Genomic DNA, 19,838 nt, shown 5'->3' with positions numbered 1-19,838 from the left:
ATGCCCCATGAGATACGCGTTATGCCTGCTGGCCGCCGTCGCCTGCCTGCTGCGCCCGGCCTGGGCGGCGCCGCCCACCCCCCTCGAATACGGGGTCGCCGTCGAGGCCGGCAACAGCCTGGCTGTGAAGAAGTGGCTGGACGAAGGCCTGCCGCCGGACTATCTGGCCGACCGCATCGGCAGCGGCCTGATGATCGCGGCCTGGAACGGCAACCTCGAACTGATGCGCCTGTTCCTCGATCGCGGCGCCGACGTCCATCTCGCCAACCGCTTCGACGAGCAGGCCCTGCAGCTGGCGGCCTGGCGCGGCCACGCCGACGCCGTGCGCCTGCTGCTCGAGCGCGGCGCCGTCGTGAACCGCGACGGCAAGCGCTGGGGGGCCTTGCACTATGCCGTCTTCGCCGGCCGCGACGAGATCGCCCGCCTGCTGATGGCGAAGGGCGCCGACATCAACGCCCGCACGCCGAACGACTCGACGGCACTGATGCTGGCGGCGCGGGAAGGCCAGGCCGACCTCGCCCGCGCGCTGCTCGACGCGGGCGCCGACACGCAGCCGGAGAACGAATGGGGCGACAACGCGCTCGCCTTCGCCATGCGCAACAGGAACTACGGCATCGCGAAAATGGTGTCCAGCGCCGAGGAGTTCGCGCGGGCGGCGAAGCGGCCGGAGGCCTTCGGCGAGGCGAAAAAATCCGTCCTCGCGCCGCCCGAAATCGGCGAGATCGTCGAGAAGATGCGCCAGGCGCAGGCGGCGGGCAAGCCGACCGGCGAACTGCGCAAGGCGCTGCATGCCGCCATCGCGCTGCACCGCCACGACAGCGAGGTGCAGACCCTGAAGACCAAAAAGGGCAAGGGCGGCAAGCCCGAGGTGCTGGTGATCACCGCCGAGCGCAAGCAGGCCGGCCGCGAGCGCGCCGAGCTGCTCTACGAAGCCGTCAAGGCCGGCGCCGCCGTCACCACGCCGGCGGAAGTGGCCGGCAGCACCGGCGGGCCGTCGGAAATCAGCGGCATCCTCGAGCGCATGCAGAAAGAGAAGGGCAGGAAGGGGAAGAAACGCTCCGCCGCCGAACTGCGCAAGGAACTTCACGAAGCCGTCGCCAAATTCAAGCAGGAAGCCCGGGCCGTCCCCGTCAAACCCGCTGAGTAGCGCCCCTCATGCCCGCCCCGGGCGGGGTGGCGGAGTCGGTACTGATTGTCCTATAATTGGTACCGATATAGATACCGTATGAGGCACCCCATGAATACGCTTACCGCCGCCGAACTCAAGCGCCGCGGCATGGCCGCGATTGAAGATGGCCTGCGCCGCGGGCCGGTGCACCTGATGAAGCACAACAAACCTTCTGCCGTGGTGCTCTCCGAAGAGGAATACGCCCGCCTGGCGCAAGGCAAGGCGGGCGCCGCCCCTGTCGGCATGAGCGCCGTCCAGTGGCTGCTTAGCCAACCCGCCACCGGTACCAAACGGAAGGCGCAGATCGACAAGGCGCTGCGCGAGGAACGCGAAGGTTGGGCGTGATCGCCTTTTTCGATGCCAGCGCCCTGATCTATCTGATCGAGGGCGCGGAGCCGTTCGCCGGCCGGGTGCGCGCCGAATTGGCGCAGATCGCCAGGAAGCACCCGAAGATGGGCGCGGCGGTCAGCCGCCTGTCGTGGCTGGAATGTCGCGTACGGCCCGCACGCAACAACGAACTTGCCACGCTGGCGGCATTCGATGCCTTCTTCTCCCGCCCGGACCTGGTCTGGGTGGAGCTCGGCAAGGACGTGGTCGAACTGGCGACCGCCATTCGCGTCAAGCACGGCTTGCGCACGCCGGACGCGCTCCAGGCGGCAAGCTGCCTCCAGCTTGGCGCCAGGCACATTTTTCTCACCGGAGATGCTTCATTCGGGAAGGTTGCCGGCCTGAATGTCAGAGTGCTGAAGTAGCCCTCAGGTCAGCAGCACCGCCACGATCCCCGTCACGAAGATCCCGTCGAAACTGCCGGCGCCGCCGATCGACGCCATCGGTTCGCCGAGCCGGCCGATGTCCTTCAGCCGCAGGATGTCGGCGCCGATCAGCACGCCCAGCGTGCCGCCGATGTAGGCCAGCGCCGGCGCCTGCTCCGGGTCGAGCATCACCGCCGCGACCGCCGCCGTCAGCGGGGCGACCAGCACCGGCATGGCGATGCCGACGCGCGGGATGGAAAAGCTGATGCCGTAGGACACCATCGCCACCGTCGCGACGGCGACGATCGTGTGCAGCACGCCCGGCTGGCTGAGGTTGAACAGATAGAGGGAAAACGCCAGCGGCACCACGCAGCCGCCGACATTCACGGCGATGACGGTCCTGCCCGGTAAGACCTTGATGCGCCCAAGCAGCGCGCGCGGGATGTCGCGCAGCCGCTTCTCCTGCTCGGCGGGATCGGTGCGCACGGTGAACAGCGGCAGGTTGAGCAGGCTGCCGAACAGCGTGACCATCAGCAGCAGCACCGCCGAATCCGCCGACAGCCCCAGCTTGTGGAAGGCCAGCTGGAGGACGCCGATCTGGACGAAGGCGACCAGGAAGGCGAGGGCGACGACGAGCAGCAGCAGGCGGATGGGGGACACGCGGAACGTCCGTGCAGTCCGCTAGCCCTGCTGCTTGTAGGCGACCAGCTCGTGGCGCTGGGTGATGACGAATCGGCCGCGGTTGCGCACCACCCATTCGTGTTTCACGTAGAAGTTCAGGCCGGGCACGACCCACAGGTTGACCTCGAGCTGCGAGCCGATGCTGCGGTTCCAGCCGCGCCCCTCGATCTTGAAGGCATCGAACTCGCCGGCCGGCACCTTGACCTTCTCGCGGCCGACGATTTGCAGTTCGTAGTAGGCATAGGTGACCTGGCCCTTGTCCGTCCGCTTGAAGCTGGCCGTCCATTTCTTGCCGAGCTGCAGCTCCGCCGGCAGGAATTGCAGGGGCGCATCGAATTCGAGCTGCCCCATCTTCAGCGTGTTGCCCATGGTGTCGGTGACGATGGCGCCGTCATTGAACTCGACCCGGTCGGCGTCCTCGTCCACGCGGGTGATGCGGTTGGTGTAGCGCTTGACCTCGGCGCCCGTGAGGTAGTCGGATTCCAGGAAGCTGGCTTCGTCGCCGACCGTGTATTTGCGGCCGAGCGGGTGGGTGCCGGCCGAGTAGGGGTTGGCGGAAGGCGCCGGCAGCGGCGCCGGCGCGGCCATCGCCTTGGCCGCGGGCTTCGCTGCGTCGGCCCGGCCCATCCCGGCCTGCACCGGCGGGGGAAGCTTGGGCGCCGGCGGCGGGCGCCGCTCGACGCCGGCGAGCAGGCGGCCGAGCCGCACCTGGGCGATCTCGCTGAACTTGCCGTTCGGGTATTCGCGCAGGTAGGCGACCCAGTCCTCGGCGTTCTTCGAGTTCTTGATGCGGGCCCAGGCGGCGAGCTCCGCCTCGAACTGCTTCTCCAGCTCCGCCTCGCCCAGCTTGCGCGCCCCGGGGAAAAGGAAGATGTCGCTTTCCAGCGAGGTCGACTCCCAGGGGATCTGCTGGCCGCGCGAGGCGAGGCGGACGTTCAGGCGCACCCGCTTGAAGGCGTCTTCGATGCGCGTCTCCCGCACCGAGAATTCGCGCAGCAGGTTTTCCGTGTACAGCCCGTGCTTGCCGCCGTTGCCGTCGGCGGCGACGTTGCCCGGCGAGGTGGCATAGGCGAGCAGGCTGTCCGGCGGGGCGTCGAACTGGCTGAGGCCCTGCTGCGACGGCTTGTAGGTCGCGCCGAAGGGATTGTCGCGGCAGGCGTCGAGGATGACGACGAAGGCCTTGTCCTTCGTCTTGGAAAGGTGGCCGAGCAGGTGGCCGAGGTCGATGCAGCGGCTCTTGATGTCCTCGGTGGACGCCACGCTGACGTCGACCGGAAGCAGGTAGTTGCGCCAGTCGACCTGCACGCCGTGGCCGGCGTAGTAGAACAGCGCCAGCTTGACGTCGCTGCCGGCGACGGCCTTGCCGAACGCGTCGATGGCGCCGGCGAGCGTCGCGCGCGAGGCATCCACCTGCAGGTCCACGCCGAAGTTGGCCTGGCGCAGCACGTCGGCCATGGCGCGCGCATCGTTGGCGGCGTTGGCGAGCGGCGACGAAGCGTAGGCATTGTTGCCGACGACCAGCGCGATGCGCGAGGGGTCGCTGGCGGCCAGCGCGGAGAAGGGGCGCGCGGCCAGCACGGCAGGGGCCAGCGACATGGCCTTGAGCAGGGTTCTGCGGGTATTCATGTTCCGGTTTTCTCCCGGGCGAAAGGAGCGAGCATTATCCGCGATGCAGTGCGGTTTTCAACAGCCGGCACGGCTTCAGGCATAATGAGGCTCATCCCGTGAGCCACCGGAGCCTTCTCGATGGACCGCACCGAGCGCTTCTACCGCATCGACCAGCTGCTCAACGAAAAGAAGATCGTTCCCTTCTCGGTCCTCGAGGAGAAGCTGGAGGTCTCCCGCGCGACGATCAAGCGCGACCTCGAGTACATGAGGAACCGCCTCAACGCGCCCATCGTCTGGGACCGCGAGGCGGGCGGCTACAAGTTCGCCGGGCGCGAGGGCGGCGCGGCGCAGTACGAGCTGCCCGGCCTGTGGTTCTCGGCGCAGGAGGTGCACGCCCTGCTCACCATGCAGCATCTCCTCATGAACCTCGACACCGGCGGGCTGCTCGGGCCGCACATCGCGCCGCTCTTGGCGCGCCTGCGCGCGCTGCTCGGCACCGCCGACGACACCACCGAGGAGATCCACAAGCGCATCCGCATCCTCGGCATGGCCTCGCGGCGCCTGGCGCTCGACCACTTCGCGGTGGTCGGCTCGGCCCTGCTGCGGCGCAAACGCCTGCTCATCGCCCACTACGTGCGGGCGCGCGACGAGACCATCGAGCGCGAGGTGTCGCCGCAGCGGCTGGTGTACTACCGCGACAACTGGTACCTGGATGCCTGGTGCCACCTGAGGAACGACCTGCGCAGCTTCGCCGTCGACGCCATCCGCCGTGCCGAGATCATCGAGCAGCCGGCGCGCAACGTGCCGGAGAAGACGCTCGACTCCGTCCTCGGCGCCGGCTACGGCATCTTCTCCGGGCGCAAGGTGCAGTGGGCGAAGCTGCGCTTCACGCCGGAGCGGGCGCGCTGGGTGTCGATGGAGCAGTGGCATCCCAAGCAGAAGGCGCGCTTCGACAAGGACGGCAGCTACCTGCTGGAGATTCCCTACTCGGACAGCCGCGAGCTCGTCATGGACATCCTCAAGCAGGGCGCCGGCGTCGAAGTGCTGGCGCCGGCCGCGCTGCGCAAGGACGTCGCGGCGCAGCTGAAGGCGGCGCTCGACCTCTATTGATCTTCCGCAGGCTCACGCCCTGAGCCTGCCGCCTTCTATCCTGTGGCACATGGAAAGGAGGTCGATCATGAATCCCGATTTCGTGGTGTTCTGGGCGACGACGGGCATGTCCGTCGCGCTGTGGATGTTCGCCTAGGAAGTCAGTCGCCGCCTTGCGGCAGGCCCTCGGCCGGCGCCGGGGCGGAGGCGGCGTGCTCGCGCAGGGAGGCTTTGCGCAGGAGGTCGGCAAGCCGGGCGCTGGCCAGGTTGAAGGCACCCTCGGGCGCCAGGTTCTGCTTCACCAGGTCGAAGCGTTTTTCCCGTATGTTGTGCACGATCTCGCCGGCGACATGGTGGAATTCGGCATGCGCCTCGATGATCTGGCCGTGGATCTCGCTCGGCATCAGGCGGTAGCCCTCTTTGGCGAGCCAGCGGCCGAAGTCGCATTGGTCGGTGACGCCCGCCAGTTCGGTGTCGAAGGCGGTCCGGCCGTTCAGGTAGTCCTTGAACCGCGTGCGCCAGGCGGCATGGGCGTGCAATGCCGCATCGATTTCTTCCCGCATTCCCATGACATTCCTCCTGACGGGTTGCCGTCTCGATGGGAAATATCGGCGCTGCCGTGGAATCCTTGAGGGCATATTAGAATCCGGGCAATGAAATCACTCGACCGCCACCACCTGCAGCGCTTCTGGGCCATCGCCGCCCCCTACTGGCGCCACGAAGAGCGATGGAAGGCCTGGGGCCTGCTGGCGCTGCTGGTGCTGCTGCTGCTCGGCCAGACCCGCTTCGCCGTGCTCTTCAACGAGCAGACCGGCGAGTTCACCTCGGCCCTGGCGGCGCGCGAGGAGGAGCGCTTCTGGGCCGCCATCCGCTACTGCCTCGGTCTGCTGCTCTTCGCCGTGCCGGTGTACGCCTTCTACTACTATGTGCGCGACAAGCTCGGCATCCTCTGGCGGCGCTGGCTCACCGGCCGCTTCCTCGACAGCTACTTCGCGCAGCGCCACTACTACGAGCTGAACGCCAACGCCGCCATCGACAACCCGGACCAGCGCATCGCCGAGGACATCAACACCTTCACCCAGCGCACGCTGTACTTCCTGCTGATCCTGATCGGCGCGGTGCTGCAGCTCTTCGCCTTCAGCGTCGTGCTGTGGGAGATCTCGCGGGTGCTGGTGTACTTCCTCGTCGTCTACGCCATCTTCGGCACCACCGTCACGCTGGCGGTGTTCGGCAGGCCGCTGCTCGGTCTCAACTTCATGCAGCTGAAGCGCGAGGCCGACTTCCGCTTCGGCATGGTGCGCGTCCGCGAGAACGCCGAATCGATCGCCTTCTACCGCGGCGAGGCGCAGGAATCGCAGCAGGTGCGCCGCCGCTTCGCCGCCGCCTTCGACAACTACAACCGGCTGATCCGCAGCCAGCTCTTCCTCAACCTGTTCCAGTACGCCTACGGCCTGCTCACCATCGTCCTGCCCAGCGCCATCATTGCCGGCGAAGTGCTCTCCGGAGAGTTGGAGGTCGGCGCCGCCGTGCAGGCCGCCGGCGCCTTCGCCGCGGTGCTCTCCGCCATCTCGGTGGTGATCGAGAACTTCGAGGGCTTGAGCCGCTTCGCCGCCGGCATCGACCGCCTCAACACCTTCTCGCGCGTGCTCGCTGCCGAGCCGACCTGCCGGGCGCGCAGCCCGAGCCTGATCGAACCGGCGCAGGGCGACCGGCTGGCGCTGGAGCACGTCACGCTGCTGACGCCCGGCGGCGAGCGCACCCTGGTGAAGAACCTCTCCGTCGCCATCGACCACGGCGAGGGGCTGCTCATCGTCGGCGAGAGCGGCAGCGGCAAGAGTTCCCTGCTGCGTGCCATCGCCGGCCTGTGGTACTGCGGCAGCGGCCGCATCGTGCGCCCGCGCCCGGAGGACATCCTGTTCCTGCCGCAGCAGCCCTACATGATCCTCGGCACGCTGCGCAGCCAGCTGCTCTACCCGCAGCAGGAGCGGCCGGTGCCCGACGCCGAGCTGCTGCGCCTGCTCGAGCGGGTGAACCTGCCCGACGTCGCCGAGCGCTTCGGCGGCCTCGACGCCGAGCGCGACTGGGAAAAGGTGCTCTCCATCGGCGAGCAGCAGCGCCTCGCCTTCGCCCGCGTGCTGATCACGCGGCCGCGCTACGTCATCCTCGACGAGGCCACCAGCGCGCTCGACGCCGCCAACGAGGAAAGCCTCTACCGCCAGCTCGCCGCCATGCAGACGACGCTGGTCAGCGTCGCCCACCGCGCGAGCATCCTCAAGTACCACAGGCAGGTGCTGGAGCTGTGCGGCGAGGGGGAGTGGCAGCTGCATCCGGCGGAGGGGTACGACTTCCGGCACTGACGAAAGTCAGTCGCTGCAGGACGGCGCCTGCCATGTGTTTTCTTTCGGCAGAGCGGGTGCTATCATTGATAGCATCCTGGTCAGCGTATGGAGGTCCCTATGGCTCAACTCCTGGTTCGTGATGTCGATGAGGCCCTCGTCAAGGCCTTGCGCGAGCGGGCGGCCCGTCACGGCCGCAGTGCCGAGGCCGAGCACCGCGATATCCTGGCAAAGGCGCTGCGCCGGACAAGGCGGAAAAGCTTCGCCGAACTATTGGCTGCCATGCCCGACGTGGGAGCGGACGAGGATTTTGCGCGGGGCGAAGACCCCGTAGAGGCGCGGCGTGTATCTCGTTGATACGGACGTCATCAGCGAAGCCCGCAAGGGCGGGAAGGCCGACTCCGGCGTGCTAGCTTTCCTTCGCGAGGCCGCCGGGAACGACGATGCGCTCTACCTGTCCGCCATCACGGTCGGCGAACTGCGGCGCGGGGTCGAGATCATTCGCCACCGCGGCGATCGCGCGCAGGCCGACCAGCTCGAACACTGGTTGCAGCGCGTGCTCGACGAATACGCGGAGAACATCCTTCCTCTCGATGCGGAGACCGGGCAGGTCTGGGGACGCTTGCGCGTACCCCATCCCGAGGACCCGCTCGACAAGCAGATCGCCGCAACCGCGTTGATCCACGACCTGACGCTGGTCACGCGCAACGTAAAGCACTTCGAAGGCCTTGGCGTCCGGTTGCTGAATCCGTTCGGGCGTACCGGCTGACGGGCGCTGCGCTACGGAGGCACGGGGGAAAGTCAGTCGCTGCGGTACGGCGATGGCTGGCGGCTTTCAACTTTTCGGACAGGAGAGCTTCTTGACGACCCAACGCCAGGCAATCTTTTTGTCCCACGGCGCAGGACCCTTGCCGCTACTGGGCGACACGTCCCACGAAGAGATGGTCCGCTGCCTGAAGCAGATCGCGGCGACGGTGGGCAGGCCGTCGGCAATCGTCGTCGTCAGCGCGCACTGGGAAGCAGGCAACGCCACCCTGACTTCGGCTGCGAATCCGGCGCTGATATACGACTATCACGGCTTTCCGCAGGCATCCTACGAGATCGAGTACCCCTGTCCGGGCGCGCCCGCGCTGGCGGCACACATCGCCGGGCAACTGGCCGCGGCGGGCATCCATGCCGATCTGGACGGCGAAAGGGGATTCGATCACGGCCTGTTCGTGCCCTTGAAGATCATGTATCCGGGCGCGGACATTCCCTGCGTCCAGCTGTCCCTGCTGAAAAGCCTCGATGCGGCCGAACACATCAGGATGGGGCGGGCCCTTCAAGGCCTGGGCGATGGATCGCTGCTCGTCATCGGCTCCGGGTTCTCGTTCCACAACATGAAGGCATTCTTCGCGCCGGAGACGGACAGCACCAGGGCGATGAATGAAGCGTTCGAAGCCTGGCTGCTCGATACCTGTGGCAGCACGGACATGAAGGAGGAGGCGCGGACGCAAAGGCTTGTCGATTGGGAGGACGCACCTTTCGCGCGCCATTGCCATCCCCGGGAGGAGCATTTGCTGCCGCTCCACGTTTGCTACGGGTTTGCCGCAACGGCCTGCCTGAAATCGTTCGAATTGCGGATCCTGAACAAGAAATCGAGCATGTACCTCTGGCAAGCCGGAAGCTGACCGAGCCTGGACGCCGGCCCAGGCCCGGGCGCCGATCCTCGGCGCCCGCGAAAACGAATTCAGAAAAGACCCGCCTTCAGGATATGCCGTAACTGAAGCGGTCTGCGGACCGAATGAAAGTCAGTCGCCGCAGCACGGCGATGGGTTTTGGTAGCCGGCTTTTCGGCCGAAGCAGGCGTTGCCGTGGGCAGCAAAATATTTCCGCTTTGTGCCCTAAGCGGAAGTAGCAAGCACGAAAGAGCGTACGTTCAACGTTCGACGTTGCCGGCCGGCGGAGGCCGAAGGCCGGAGCGAATATGCAAGCGCAGCTTGCAGACGATCCGGTTGACGGAGGGGTTGGGCATCTGGTGCATAGCGACTCGCTAGAGTTGTACGGAAAGCTGCCAGTTCATCGACTTTGTGCGCGCCAAGATCTCAGGAACAGAGGTCAACAGGAGTTCGCCAGAAAGCTTGTTGTAGAGCGCTACACGATGACGCTGCTGCAAAGCTTCGGCTGCGGCAATTTCGCCCTCTGTCAGGGCGAAGAAGAAGCCAGAGAAGCCAGGGCGAACACGCGTCTGATTGGCTGTCTTGATCTCGATGAAAGTCATTTCTGGCAACGCCGCACGCACGGCAGCCGGATTACCGAAGTCGAGGCGGTCAGCATCTTTACAAGCAATAGCATCGAAACTGGAGCCCTTGATCTTTACGCCAGACTCGGACAAAGCGGCTAGGAGGACTTTCAATCCAGCGCCCTTCGGCCTTGGAACCCAATGCTCCATTTCAGCTAGCGCGGTGAGCTCGCCAGCGGCGCCTGATTGATTGGCCAGCCTAGCAAGGTGCTGTCGCTTGGCCAGAATGACAGCGAGCGGATTCATCTAGATGCCCAACGTTTTAAATCACCGGCCTGCGCGGCTTTTCGCGCAGGCCGGTGGATTGATGGGTTGGGCGTACCCATCACGCACCACGATTCCTACAGGGGAATGTTCCCCAGTTCATGTAGAGCATTAGGTGTTGGCTAAGATCACCGAAATCGAAATTTCGTGTAGCCAGAGTGTAGAAGCCATCTTGTACCAAGCGGTAATAGAAGTCTGATAGCGGAGCAAGTGTCGTGGCGGTTGCGAGCTGTTGACCTGCCTCCAACCATACATGGGCACCGAGTGGACCTTCGCTAGTTGTTTGATCTCGATCATGAACTCGAAGAACGCAGATGCTGCTTGCGGGATCTTGGGGTGAATGTCCATCGAAGTAGTGATCTGCAACCGTGTCAAGGGTGATGCCTGCGCGATAGGCAAAGGCCAACTGAATTATGCCGCCCCATTCTCCCGAACTTGGAAATGCCTCGGTCTGCACCCCCGAAACAATTAAAGCGTTTTTTCGAATCTTTAGAATTTCCTTCTTCACCAGTGTCAGCTTCACTTCAATCGTTGCGATGACCGAATGCAACATCGTTAGGACCGAACCATCCTCGTTTTCAGCAAGAAGCGGGTAACGGGAGTCGATGACCATGACGTCTAGTTCGGGAGACAACTGCCCAGAAGGCGTAACGAAGTGCCCTGACACGGAACGAAAGGAAATGGGCAGATACCGATTGAGAAAAGAGCAAAGAGCCGTTTCGCCGTTCTTACCAAAATTTTGAGAATTTTTTGATGAACTGTAAGCCTTGTCGACTGCCGCAAGAATGCTCGCCTCTTCATGGGCGAAGATTGGATTGATGTGTCCGTGACGTTGTTGTTTAAACCCGGTCATGTGATGTGTTGATGGTTCAGTACGCCCAACGTTTAGCTTGAGGGGCCGCCCGGCGGCGCAGCCGACGGGGAACCGAGAAGCGCAGCTTCTCGGCGGTCCCCTCGAAGCGATAGTTAGAACTCATAGATTTCACTGAACGTACGCGGACTATTGAAGATTGCAATTGCCGGCACTTCTGCGGCTAATACCTCAACTATATTATTACCTCCGCATACGATGTAGTGCTCAAGTTTTGCATTTTCAAACACRGCTTTCATTCCAAGACGCAGATTGCGCATGACCAGTGGCGAATTAACCCATTTGTAGCTTGAGCTCGCCTTTAGTGTATGGCCACCAGCTRCCACCCATTGTGGGTCAGTTGGCGCATTGAGTTCTTCATAAACCATCACTAGCGGCGCATCTTTGAAAACGACTGAATAGCCAGGATATTTCCCAAGGCCTTGCGGCATTACGATCACAATCAGAGAGTTGTCAGAAGCTGAGAATATTGGTTGTACAGCAGGGAAAAGCATGTCTACGAATGGTGTATCCCACCGAACAACTGTTGACTGGTCAGAGACGTGCGGCGCCATGAGTTCTAACAGTTATTAGACGTACCCATGGGTCCGGATATGAATTGATATTGAGCCAAGAGTATGCTCCGGTAATTCATTAATACGCAAGGCGTCTTGCGTAACGGGGTCCGTATAACAACTCCAATATCCCGGACAGCAGGAACTAGGCGAATCGGTCCGCTTCTGACCGAATGCGGAAATCTTCGTCCGCTAGTCGCAGCATCCGCTTAGGCCGAATTCCGGCCTGACGGCCTTTCCCGGATCAATAGTCAGTCCCCGCGGAACGGCGACTCAGTTGCTGTCCGGAATGTCGAACGGCCTTGGCGCACCGTCGAAGAGCTGCCGCAGGATGGCCGCTTCGCGCGTGGCGACGGTGTCGAGGAATTCGGTCGGGTCGCCCATGCGGTGGAAGGCGTTGTAGCCGTCCTCGAGGAACATGTGCAGCTCGGCCAGGCCGGCCAGTTTGGCGGGGCCGCGCATCAGGCGCAGGGCGGCATGGATCAGCGGCTTGCGGGTCAGCGCGGCGAGGGCCTCGCCGATCTCGCCGATCAGCCGGAGCTGCAGTTCGCGCTGGGCCCGCTTGCCGCAGCGGCGATAGGCTTCGGCATAGGCCTTTTCGGTGATCTTCGCCATGGCGCGGGCGCGGCGCAGTTCGGCCACCATGGCGGCGTCGAATTCTTCCGAGAGGGCGTCGACCTCGATGGCCAGGGCGATGGTGCGGATGCCGGCGGCGGGCAGGGTGGCGGAGAGCGTCGGCAGGATGCGCTCGACCTCGTGGTCGCGCTCGCTGAAGTCCTTGGGGCCGTAGAGGTCGGTGAGGAAGAAGCGCGCGGCGTCGCGGTAGCGCTCGGAGTCGAGCAGGTCGCGGTAGGTGGCGGCAAGGCGGTCGGCCTGCCAGGCGCGCAGGCGCAGGCGGTCGGCGGCCATGCGCGGATCGGCAGTGACGGCGGCGCGCAGCGCCTTGGCCTGGCCCAGGTGCCGGCGCAGCAATGCGACCCAGCGCTCCTTTCCCTCCTTGTCCATGGGTGGATTATCTTCCCCGGAACCGGGCGCGGAAAGCCTTTAGAGCCAATTGCCTAACCCGCGGCAAAACGGCTCGGCTACACTGGTGCATCGGGGGGACGCCCCCAGTGCGATGGAAGGGCGATGGGCACCATGGAAATGCAACCTGCCGGCAGCCTGACCGAGATCCACGCCCGGCTGCGCGAGGCGGCGGCGCGCGACGCCAATCCGGATTGGCGCGCGCGCGATGCCTGGCTGGCGTCGCTGGAGCGGCTGATCCGCGAGAACCAGCCGGCCATCGCCGAGGCGATCCGCAGCGACTTCGGCAACCGTTCGCTGCACGAAACCCAGCTCCTCGAGCTTTTCCCCAGCTTCGAAGCCATCCGCCATGCCCGCCGCCACCTGAAGTCGTGGATGCGGCCGGAGCGCCGCGCCGTCTCGATGTGGTTCCTGCCGGGCCGCGCCCGCGTGCTGCACCAGCCGCTCGGCGTGGTCGGCATCATCGTGCCGTGGAACTATCCGCTGCTGCTGGCGGTGGGGCCGCTGGTGGCGGCGCTGGCCGCCGGCAACCGCGTCATGGTGAAGATGTCCGAATTCACGCCGGCCATGTCCGCGCTGTTCGCCCGCCTGGTCGAAAAGTATTTCGCCGCCGACGAGGTGGCGGTGGTGCAGGGCGACGCGCAGGTGGCGCAGGCCTTCGCGCTGCTGCCGTTCGGGCATCTCCTGTTCACCGGTTCGACGAAGGTCGGCTACAGCGTGATGCGCGCCGCCGCCGAGAACCTGACGCCGGTGACCCTCGAATTGGGCGGCAAGTCGCCGGCCATCCTCGGGCCGGACTATCCCCTCGAGACATTCGCCGAGCGCGTCGTCGTCGGCAAGACCATGAACGCCGGCCAGACCTGCATCGCGCCCGACTACGTGCTGGTGCCGGCCGGTCAGGAGCATGCCTTCATCGCCGCGGCGCAGAAGGAGGTGAACGCCTGCTATCCGGACATCCTGCGCACGCCGGACTATTCGTCGATCGTCAGCGAGCGGCATTACCGCCGGCTGCTCGGGCTGATCGAGGATGCGAAAAACCAGGGCGCCGAAGCGGTGCCGCTCGCGTCCGCCGCCGAACCGGACGCGGCGACGCGGCGCATACCGCCGGTGGCGCTGCGCAACGTCACGCCCGGCATGCAGGTGATGCAGGAGGAGATCTTCGGGCCGATCCTGCCGGTGGTGCCCTACCGCGACCTCGACGAGGCGATCCGCTACGTCAATGCGCGGCCGAACCCGCTGGCGCTGTACTACTTCGACCGCGACCGCGGCCGCATCGACCATGTGCTGGAGCAGACGCTCTCCGGCGGCGTCACCATCAACGACACCATCCTGCACATCGCCCAGGACAGCCTGCCCTTCGGCGGCGTCGGCGAGAGCGGCAAGGGCCACTACCACGGCTTCGAGGGCTTCGAGGCCTTCTCGAAGAAGAAGGCGGTGTTCTTCCAGTCGCGGGTGAACGGCATGGGGCTGTTCAAGCCGCCCTACGGCGCGCTGTTCGAGCGCATGGTGAAGTTTCTGATCCGCTGATGCCGACGAGAAGACAATTCATCAAGGCAGGCCTCGTCGGCGGCGCGGTGCTGACGGCGGCGGGCCTGTTCTATTCGCGCAGCCTGAGGGAAGCGCCGGGCAGCGCCGTACCGCACAGACTGACTTTGCAGGAGCGCAGCATCATCGGCGCCATCGTGCCGGCCGTGCTGGCCGGCGTGCTGCCGGCAGCGGGCGAGGCGCGCAGCCGGGCCATTGCGCAGACCGTCGATGGCGTCGGCGTCGCCATCGCCGGCCTCTCCGCCGCGGCGCAGAAGGAGCTCGGCGAGCTCTTCGTGCTGCTCGGCTTCGCGCCGGCGCGCGTGCTGCTGGCGGGGCTGCGGCCGAGTTGGGAAGAGGCCGCGCCGCAGGAGGTCGCCGCCTTCCTCGAGGGCTGGCGCTTCAGCCGCTTCGCCCTGCTGCGCAGCGCCTACGCCGGCCTGCACGACCTGGTGCTGGGCGCCTGGTACGGCACGCCCGAGACGTGGGAACGCATCGGCTACCCCGGCCCGCCGGAGATGCTATGACGATCCGCGATCCGTTCATCGAAGGCATCAACGCCGGCTGGCAGGCGATCGACGCGTCGAAGCTCGTCGCCGACCGCGAGCTCGAGGCCGACGTCGCCATCGTCGGCAGCGGCGCCGGCGGCGGCATCGCGGCGGAGATCCTGACCAAGGCCGGCCTGAAGGTCGTCGTCGTCGAGGAGGGGCCGCTGAAGACCTCGACCGATTTCAAGATGCGCGAGGCCGACGCCTACCCGCAGCTCTACCAGGAGTCGGCGGCGCGCAAGACCAAGGACAAGGCCATCAACATCCTGCAGGGCCGCTGCGTCGGCGGATCGACGACGGTGAACTGGACCAGCAGCTTCCGCACGCCGGCGACGACGCTGGCGCACTGGCAGCGCGAGTTCGGCCTGATGGATCTGACGGCCGAGGCGATGTCGCCGTGGTTCGACGCCGTCGAGCGGCGCCTGAACATCCGCTACTGGGACATCAGCCCGAACGAGAACAACAAGCTGCTGCGCGAGGCGGCCTGGGAACTCGGCGTGCCGGTGGCGCCGATTCGGCGCAACGTCAAGGGCTGCTGGAACCTCGGCTACTGCGGCATGGGCTGCCCGACCAACGCCAAGCAGTCGATGCTGGTGACGACGATTCCGGCGGCGCTGGCCGGCGGCGCCATCCTGGTCCACCGCCTGCGCGCAGAGCGGCTGGTGCTGGCGCAGGACAAGGCAGAGGCGCTGGAGTGCACGGCAATGATGCCGGAAGGCATCCATCCGCTGCCCTGGCGCGTGCGCATCCGGGCGAAGCATTTCGTGCTGGCGGCCGGCGCCATCGGCACGCCGGCGCTGCTGCTGCGCAGCGGCGCCCCCGATCCGCGGCGCCTGCTCGGCCGGCGCACCTTCCTGCACCCGACGACGGTGGCGGCGGCCGTCATGGACCACGAGGTGAAGGGGTACGCGGGTGCGCCGCAGACCATCTACTCCGATCATTACCTGGACAGCGTCGCCGTCGACGGGCCGATCGGCTTCAAGCTGGAGGTGCCGCCGATGCACCCGGTGCTGTTCTCCACCACGCTGCAGGGCTACGGCGAGGCGCATGGCAGGCTGATGGCGGAATTCCCGAACACCCATGCGATGCTCTCGCTGCTGCGCGACGGCTTCCATCCGGACAGCCCCGGCGGCAGCGTGCAGCTGGGCGACGGCGGCGCGCCGGTGCTGGACTATCCGATCACGGATTTCGTCTGGGACGGCGTGCGCCGCTCCTGGCTGGCGATGGCGGAACTGCAGTTCGCCGCCGGCGCGAAGCGCGTCTATGTCGTGCACGAGCAGTGCGCGGGGTATGCGAACATGGCGGAGGCGAAGGCCGGCATCGAAGCACTGCCGCTGAAGAACCAGCTGGCGCGCGTGGTCAGCGCGCACGTCATGGGCGGCTGCGGCATGGCGGCGGAAGAGCAGCGCGGCACCACCGATTCCTGGGGGCGCTATCGCGGGCTGGCCAACCTGACGGTGTGCGACGGCTCGCTGTTCCCGACCAGCATCGGCGCCAACCCGCAGCTGTCGATCTACGGCCTGGCGGCGCGCAACGCCAGCCGGCTGGCCGAGGAACTCACGAAACGGCCGGCGCCGGCGCTGGCCTGAGGAGGACATCTTGGCCGCTTCGACACTTCACCGTTTGATGCTGGCCGGCGAAGCCGTGCTGTACCTGCTGCTGGGCTGGCTGCTGGTGAGCCGCTGCGGCTGGGCGGCGCAGCAGGCCGTCGGACTGGCAATGATTCTTGCCGTGCTCGGCCGCGCGCTCATCATCGCCACCACCTTCGCCTTCTCGCGCGCCTATGCCGCACCGCAGCCGGCGGGCTGCGCCATCGGCGCCGGCCGCGGCATCGTCATGGCGCTGCGCGAGCTGGCGGCCTTCTGCCTGCTGTTCTCCGTGGTGATGCCCTTCGAGCGCTTCTTCATGGCGGCCGACCGCGTCGGCCGCGCCGAGGGCGGGCGCCTGCCGGTGCTGCTGGTGCACGGTTACCAGTGCAATCGCGGCTTCTGGTTCGAATTGCGCGGCCGCCTGGCGCGTGCCGGCTGGCAGGTCGGCACGATCAGCCTCGCCCCGGTGTTCAACGACATCGACGGCTACGTCGAGCAGCTTGCGCGCCGCATCGACGAGGTCTGCGCCGCCGCCGGCACGGAGCGGCTGATCCTGGTCGGCCACAGCATGGGCGGTCTGGTGTCGCGTGCCTACCTGCGCCGGCACGGCAACGCCAAGGTGGCGAAGCTGGTGACGCTGGGCTCGCCGCACCGCGGCAGCCGGCTGGCGGTGCTGGGGCTGGGCGAGAACGGCCGGCAGATGGTGCCCGGCAGCGCCTGGCTGGCCGGCCTCAATGCGCCGGGCGCGGTGCCGCTGCCGGAGACGGTGTCGATCTACAGCTGCCAGGACAACTACGTCATGCCGCAGGACAGTTCGGTTCTGGAAGGGGCGAAGGTGGTGCCGCTGGCCGGCATCGGCCACCTCGAGATGGCCTTCTCGCCGGAGATCGAGCGGCTGCTGCTGGCGGAGCTTGAAGCCTAGAGCAGCTTCAGTACTTCCTCCCCGTGGTTGGGGCAGTTGGGATCGTCGAGGACGTGGGCGATCCTGCCCTTCTCGTCGATGATGAAGGTCACCCGCTCGTTCATGCCCGTCAGGGCGCGCGCCACGCCGAACAGCCCCGAGCCCGCCACGCCGTAGGCCTTGGCCATGGTCCGGTCGGTGTCGGCGAGGAGGGGAAAGTTCAGCTTGTATTTCGAGGTGAATTTCTTGTGCGAGGCCTCGTCCTGCGAGGAGACGCCGAGGATCGCCGCGCCCTTTGCGGCGATGTCGCGGTTGAAGTCGCGCAGGCTGCAGGCCTGGGCGGTGCAGCCGGGCGTGTCGTCCATCGGATAGAAGTACAGCACGATTTTCTTGCCGCGGAAGTCCGACAGCCGGATGGTGCTGCCGTCGGTGGCGTGGCAGGAAAAGTCGGGGGCGGGGTCGCCGGGTTTGGGTCGTGCGCTCATGGGGTGCTCCTGTCGGGGTCGGGGTGTCTTTATCGTTAGAAGTGGATGCCGCGCATCAGCTGGCTGAAGGCGATCTGGTCGGCGGTCTGCTGCGCATCGCCTTCCTTCCTGCCGGTGGCCGCGGACGAGTCGGGGAACATGCGGAAGCTGGTGTTCATGATGATCTGCGCCACCTTCGGCGAGACGGCGTGCACCACCTGGCCGAAGACGCCGAGCCGGGTGGCGATGCGCACCGGCTTGCGCACGATGGCTTCCACCACCAGGTCGGCGGCTTCCTCGGGCGTGAGCGTCGGCACGTTCTGGTAGAGCTTGGTCGGCGCGATCATCGGCGTGCGCACCAGCGGCATGTTGATGCTGGTGAAGTCGATGCCGCGGTCGGCGAACTCCGAGGCGGCGCAGCGCGAGTAGGCCTCCAGCGCCGACTTCGAGGCGACGTAGGCGGAGAAGCGCGGCGCATTGGTCAGCACGCCGATCGAGGAGATGTTGACGATGTGGCCCTTCTTCTTCTCGATCATCTTCGGCAGGAAGCCCATGGTCAGGCGCAGCGCGGCGAAATAGTTCAGCTGCATGCAGCGCTCGAAATCGTGGAAGCGGTCGAAGGAGTTCTCGATGGCGCGGCGGATCGAGCGGCCGGCGTTGTTGATGAGGATGTCGACGCCGCCGTATTCCTCGTTGACCTGCCGGACGAAGTCGTCGCACTGCGCGAAGTCGGAGATGTCGGCGGAGTAGGCGACGAGTTCGAGGCCGTCGGCCGCGAACTCGCGCTTGGCCTCGGCCAGCTTCTCCTCGTCGCGGGCGACGATGACGGTGATGGCGCCGGCCTCGGCCAGCTTGCGCGCGGTGGCCTTGCCGATGCCCGAGGAGCCGCCGGTGACCAGCACCACCTTGCCCTTGACCTGGCCCTTGAGGGTGCGGTCGATGAAGAGGTCGGGGTCGAGGTGGCGCTCCCAGTAGTCCCACAGCCGCCAGGCGTAGTCCTCCAGCGGCGGCACGGCGATGCCGGTGCCGGCCAGCGCCTTCTCGGTCTCGCGGCAGTCGAAGCGCGTCGGGTAGTTCACGAAGTCGAGGATGTCGTCGGGCAGGCCGAGGTCCTTCATGAGGGCGTTGCGGATGCGCCGCACCGGGGTGAGGGCCATCAGGCTCTTCTTGACGCCGCGCGGGATGAAGCCGAGCAGGGCGGCGTTGATGCGCATGCCCATGTCCGGCGCGTGGGCGGCGCGGGCGAGGATCTGCAGCACGTCACCGACGCGGTGCGGGTGCGGGTCGGTGAGGTGGAAGCACTTGCCGTCCTGGCCCTCGAGGTGGGCGATGTGGTCCATGGCGCCGACGACGAAATCCACCGGCACGATGTTGATGCGGCCGCCCTCGAGGCCGACGGTCGGCATCCACGGCGGCAGGATCTTGCGGATCTTCTGGATGATCTTGAAGAAATAGTAGGGGCCGTCGATCTTGTCCATCTCGCCGGTGCGCGAGTCGCCGACCACCGAGCTGGGCCGGTAGATGCGCCAGGGCACCTTGCATTCCTTGCGCACGATGCCCTCGGCCTCGTGCTTGGTGCGGAAGTAGGGGTGGTCGAGGTTCTCCGCCTCCTCGAACATGTCCTCGCGGAAGATGCCCTCGAACATGCCGGCGGCGGCGATCGAGCTCATGTGGTGGAAGCAGCGCGCCTCGACGGCCTCGGCCAGGTCGAGGGTATGGCGGGTGCCGACGATGTTGACGGCCTCGTCCTCTTCGGCGGAAGCGGCCAGATCGTAGAGGGCGGCGAGGTGGAAGAAGTGGTCGATGCGGCCTTTCAGCCTTTTCTGCTCGGCCCGGGAGACGCCGAGCTGCCTTTCCTTGAGGTCGCCGACGACGGGAATCGCCCGGCTCCTGTCGACGCCCCAGAATGCGTAGAGGGCTTCGAGCCTCTCCGGGTCGCTGGCGCGGGTGAGGAAATGCACCGTGCTGCCGGGGCGGGCGAGCAGCTTTTTGACGAGACGCTTGCCGATGAAACCGGTCGCACCGGTGACGAAATAGTCCATGCGGGCCTCCTCTTGAAGAAGAAATATCATACATGGGAAGCCTGCGGCCGCGCAGGCCCGGGCAGAGGCTTTTCTAGAGTGAACTCCCCAGCTTTTTAGTGTGCCTTGCCTAATTATTCCCGCTAGATTGCCAATGCAGGACG

Annotated in this window: 21 protein-coding genes; 12 read left to right on the top strand and 9 right to left on the bottom strand. The window is 66.0% G+C overall.

Annotated elements, in window-relative coordinates:
- The first annotated feature begins 7 nt into the window (after positions 1–7).
- From ROZ00_06655 to ROZ00_06645, 3 genes are all read left to right on the top strand, one after another.
- The gene (locus tag ROZ00_06655) at positions 8–1,147 is read left to right on the top strand and encodes an ankyrin repeat domain-containing protein (GenBank protein MDT3735884.1); all 1,140 of its coding nucleotides are present in this window, start codon (positions 8–10) and stop codon (positions 1,145–1,147) included.
- 90 nt (positions 1,148–1,237) lie between these two features.
- Complete coding sequence (locus tag ROZ00_06650; protein ID MDT3735883.1) at positions 1,238–1,513, top strand: hypothetical protein; 276 nt, start codon at positions 1,238–1,240, stop codon at positions 1,511–1,513.
- The gene (locus ROZ00_06645; protein ID MDT3735882.1) at positions 1,510–1,920 is read left to right on the top strand and encodes a PIN domain-containing protein; all 411 of its coding nucleotides are present in this window, start codon (positions 1,510–1,512) and stop codon (positions 1,918–1,920) included. Before ROZ00_06650 ends, ROZ00_06645 begins: the two co-directional genes overlap by 4 nt.
- Positions 1,921–1,923: 3 nt before the next feature.
- On the opposite strand, the gene ROZ00_06640 is transcribed toward ROZ00_06645, so the two are convergent.
- Positions 1,924–2,580 carry a DUF1614 domain-containing protein gene (locus tag ROZ00_06640; GenBank protein ID MDT3735881.1) on the bottom strand — a complete coding sequence of 219 codons (657 nt, stop codon included), beginning with the start codon at positions 2,578–2,580 and terminating at the stop codon, positions 1,924–1,926.
- A gap of 21 nt (positions 2,581–2,601) precedes the next feature.
- The gene (locus ROZ00_06635) at positions 2,602–4,227 is read right to left on the bottom strand and encodes a caspase family protein (protein ID MDT3735880.1); all 1,626 of its coding nucleotides are present in this window, start codon (positions 4,225–4,227) and stop codon (positions 2,602–2,604) included.
- Positions 4,228–4,347: 120 nt separating this feature from the next.
- Here ROZ00_06635 and ROZ00_06630 point away from each other — a divergent pair, with 120 nt between their 5' ends.
- Complete coding sequence (locus ROZ00_06630; GenBank protein MDT3735879.1) at positions 4,348–5,319, top strand: WYL domain-containing protein; 972 nt, start codon at positions 4,348–4,350, stop codon at positions 5,317–5,319.
- Positions 5,320–5,459: 140 nt separating this feature from the next.
- Here ROZ00_06630 and ROZ00_06625 read toward each other — a convergent pair whose 3' ends face one another.
- Complete coding sequence (locus ROZ00_06625; GenBank protein MDT3735878.1) at positions 5,460–5,867, bottom strand: CZB domain-containing protein; 408 nt, start codon at positions 5,865–5,867, stop codon at positions 5,460–5,462.
- 84 nt (positions 5,868–5,951) lie between these two features.
- On the opposite strand from ROZ00_06625, the gene ROZ00_06620 reads away from it, so the two are divergent.
- The 4 genes from ROZ00_06620 (at position 5,952) to ROZ00_06605 (ending at position 9,304) form a co-directional block, all read left to right on the top strand.
- Entirely contained in the window at positions 5,952–7,655 is a 1,704-nt protein-coding gene (locus tag ROZ00_06620) for an ABC transporter ATP-binding protein/permease (protein ID MDT3735877.1), read from the top strand.
- 99 nt (positions 7,656–7,754) lie between these two features.
- Positions 7,755–7,991, top strand: a complete 237-nt coding sequence (locus tag ROZ00_06615) for a DNA-binding protein (protein MDT3735876.1) — start codon at positions 7,755–7,757, stop codon at positions 7,989–7,991.
- Positions 7,978–8,403, top strand: a complete 426-nt coding sequence (locus ROZ00_06610; protein ID MDT3735875.1) for a type II toxin-antitoxin system VapC family toxin — start codon at positions 7,978–7,980, stop codon at positions 8,401–8,403. The genes ROZ00_06615 and ROZ00_06610 overlap by 14 nt, the downstream gene beginning before the upstream one ends.
- Positions 8,404–8,494: 91 nt before the next feature.
- Positions 8,495–9,304 (top strand): class III extradiol ring-cleavage dioxygenase, encoded by an 810-nt coding sequence (locus tag ROZ00_06605; protein MDT3735874.1) that lies wholly within the window; start codon positions 8,495–8,497, stop codon positions 9,302–9,304.
- Between the two features lie 362 nt (positions 9,305–9,666).
- On the opposite strand, the gene ROZ00_06600 is transcribed toward ROZ00_06605, so the two are convergent.
- From ROZ00_06600 to ROZ00_06585, 4 genes are all read right to left on the bottom strand, one after another.
- Complete coding sequence (locus ROZ00_06600; GenBank protein MDT3735873.1) at positions 9,667–10,161, bottom strand: hypothetical protein; 495 nt, start codon at positions 10,159–10,161, stop codon at positions 9,667–9,669.
- A gap of 79 nt (positions 10,162–10,240) precedes the next feature.
- A complete protein-coding gene (locus tag ROZ00_06595) occupies positions 10,241–11,032 on the bottom strand; it encodes a hypothetical protein (protein ID MDT3735872.1) in 792 nt (263 codons plus the stop codon).
- A 113-nt stretch (positions 11,033–11,145) separates the two neighbouring features.
- A complete protein-coding gene (locus tag ROZ00_06590) occupies positions 11,146–11,604 on the bottom strand; it encodes a hypothetical protein (GenBank protein ID MDT3735871.1) in 459 nt (152 codons plus the stop codon).
- A gap of 273 nt (positions 11,605–11,877) precedes the next feature.
- Positions 11,878–12,609 carry a hypothetical protein gene (locus tag ROZ00_06585; protein MDT3735870.1) on the bottom strand — a complete coding sequence of 244 codons (732 nt, stop codon included), beginning with the start codon at positions 12,607–12,609 and terminating at the stop codon, positions 11,878–11,880.
- A 132-nt stretch (positions 12,610–12,741) separates the two neighbouring features.
- Here ROZ00_06585 and ROZ00_06580 point away from each other — a divergent pair, with 132 nt between their 5' ends.
- From ROZ00_06580 to ROZ00_06565, 4 genes are read left to right on the top strand one after another with little or no spacing between them, the layout of a single operon-like run.
- On the top strand, positions 12,742–14,154 hold the full coding sequence (locus ROZ00_06580) for a coniferyl aldehyde dehydrogenase (protein ID MDT3735869.1): 1,413 nt from the start codon (positions 12,742–12,744) through the stop codon (positions 14,152–14,154).
- A complete protein-coding gene (locus ROZ00_06575; GenBank protein MDT3735868.1) occupies positions 14,154–14,678 on the top strand; it encodes a twin-arginine translocation signal domain-containing protein in 525 nt (174 codons plus the stop codon). The genes ROZ00_06580 and ROZ00_06575 overlap by 1 nt, the downstream gene beginning before the upstream one ends.
- Entirely contained in the window at positions 14,675–16,288 is a 1,614-nt protein-coding gene (locus tag ROZ00_06570) for a GMC family oxidoreductase (protein MDT3735867.1), read from the top strand. Before ROZ00_06575 ends, ROZ00_06570 begins: the two co-directional genes overlap by 4 nt.
- Positions 16,289–16,298: 10 nt before the next feature.
- Complete coding sequence (locus ROZ00_06565; protein MDT3735866.1) at positions 16,299–17,210, top strand: alpha/beta fold hydrolase; 912 nt, start codon at positions 16,299–16,301, stop codon at positions 17,208–17,210.
- Here the strand turns inward: ROZ00_06565 and ROZ00_06560 are convergent.
- Together ROZ00_06560 and ROZ00_06555 are read right to left on the bottom strand one after the other, a co-directional pair.
- The gene (locus ROZ00_06560) at positions 17,207–17,674 is read right to left on the bottom strand and encodes a peroxiredoxin (GenBank protein MDT3735865.1); all 468 of its coding nucleotides are present in this window, start codon (positions 17,672–17,674) and stop codon (positions 17,207–17,209) included. The genes ROZ00_06565 and ROZ00_06560 overlap by 4 nt on opposite strands.
- Positions 17,675–17,709: 35 nt before the next feature.
- Positions 17,710–19,695, bottom strand: coding sequence for an SDR family oxidoreductase (locus ROZ00_06555; GenBank protein ID MDT3735864.1), 1,986 nt, complete (start codon positions 19,693–19,695; stop codon positions 17,710–17,712).
- Positions 19,696–19,838 lie beyond the last annotated feature (143 nt).

Source organism: Denitratisoma sp., assembly GCA_032027165.1.
Classification (GTDB): Bacteria; Pseudomonadota; Gammaproteobacteria; order Burkholderiales; family Rhodocyclaceae; genus Desulfobacillus.
This window is presented reverse-complemented; position numbering and strand designations above follow the sequence as displayed.

Bases quoted from the DNA above. Each gene is read 5' to 3' on its own strand.
- ROZ00_06630 (MDT3735879.1), top strand. From the start codon at position 4,348: ATGGACCGCACCGAGCGCTTCTACCGCATCGACCAGCTGCTCAACGAA.
- ROZ00_06620 (MDT3735877.1), top strand. From the start codon at position 5,952: ATGAAATCACTCGACCGCCACCACCTGCAGCGCTTCTGGGCCATCGCC.
- ROZ00_06650 (MDT3735883.1), top strand. From the start codon at position 1,238: ATGAATACGCTTACCGCCGCCGAACTCAAGCGCCGCGGCATGGCCGCG.
- ROZ00_06555 (MDT3735864.1), bottom strand. From the start codon at position 19,695: ATGGACTATTTCGTCACCGGTGCGACCGGTTTCATCGGCAAGCGTCTC.
- ROZ00_06655 (MDT3735884.1), top strand. From the start codon at position 8: ATGAGATACGCGTTATGCCTGCTGGCCGCCGTCGCCTGCCTGCTGCGC.
- ROZ00_06560 (MDT3735865.1), bottom strand. From the start codon at position 17,674: ATGAGCGCACGACCCAAACCCGGCGACCCCGCCCCCGACTTTTCCTGC.
- ROZ00_06635 (MDT3735880.1), bottom strand. From the start codon at position 4,227: ATGAATACCCGCAGAACCCTGCTCAAGGCCATGTCGCTGGCCCCTGCC.
- ROZ00_06625 (MDT3735878.1), bottom strand. From the start codon at position 5,867: ATGGGAATGCGGGAAGAAATCGATGCGGCATTGCACGCCCATGCCGCC.
- ROZ00_06570 (MDT3735867.1), top strand. From the start codon at position 14,675: ATGACGATCCGCGATCCGTTCATCGAAGGCATCAACGCCGGCTGGCAG.
- ROZ00_06615 (MDT3735876.1), top strand. From the start codon at position 7,755: ATGGCTCAACTCCTGGTTCGTGATGTCGATGAGGCCCTCGTCAAGGCC.
- ROZ00_06595 (MDT3735872.1), bottom strand. From the start codon at position 11,032: ATGACCGGGTTTAAACAACAACGTCACGGACACATCAATCCAATCTTC.
- ROZ00_06585 (MDT3735870.1), bottom strand. From the start codon at position 12,609: ATGGACAAGGAGGGAAAGGAGCGCTGGGTCGCATTGCTGCGCCGGCAC.
- ROZ00_06575 (MDT3735868.1), top strand. From the start codon at position 14,154: ATGCCGACGAGAAGACAATTCATCAAGGCAGGCCTCGTCGGCGGCGCG.
- ROZ00_06600 (MDT3735873.1), bottom strand. From the start codon at position 10,161: ATGAATCCGCTCGCTGTCATTCTGGCCAAGCGACAGCACCTTGCTAGG.
- ROZ00_06580 (MDT3735869.1), top strand. From the start codon at position 12,742: ATGGAAATGCAACCTGCCGGCAGCCTGACCGAGATCCACGCCCGGCTG.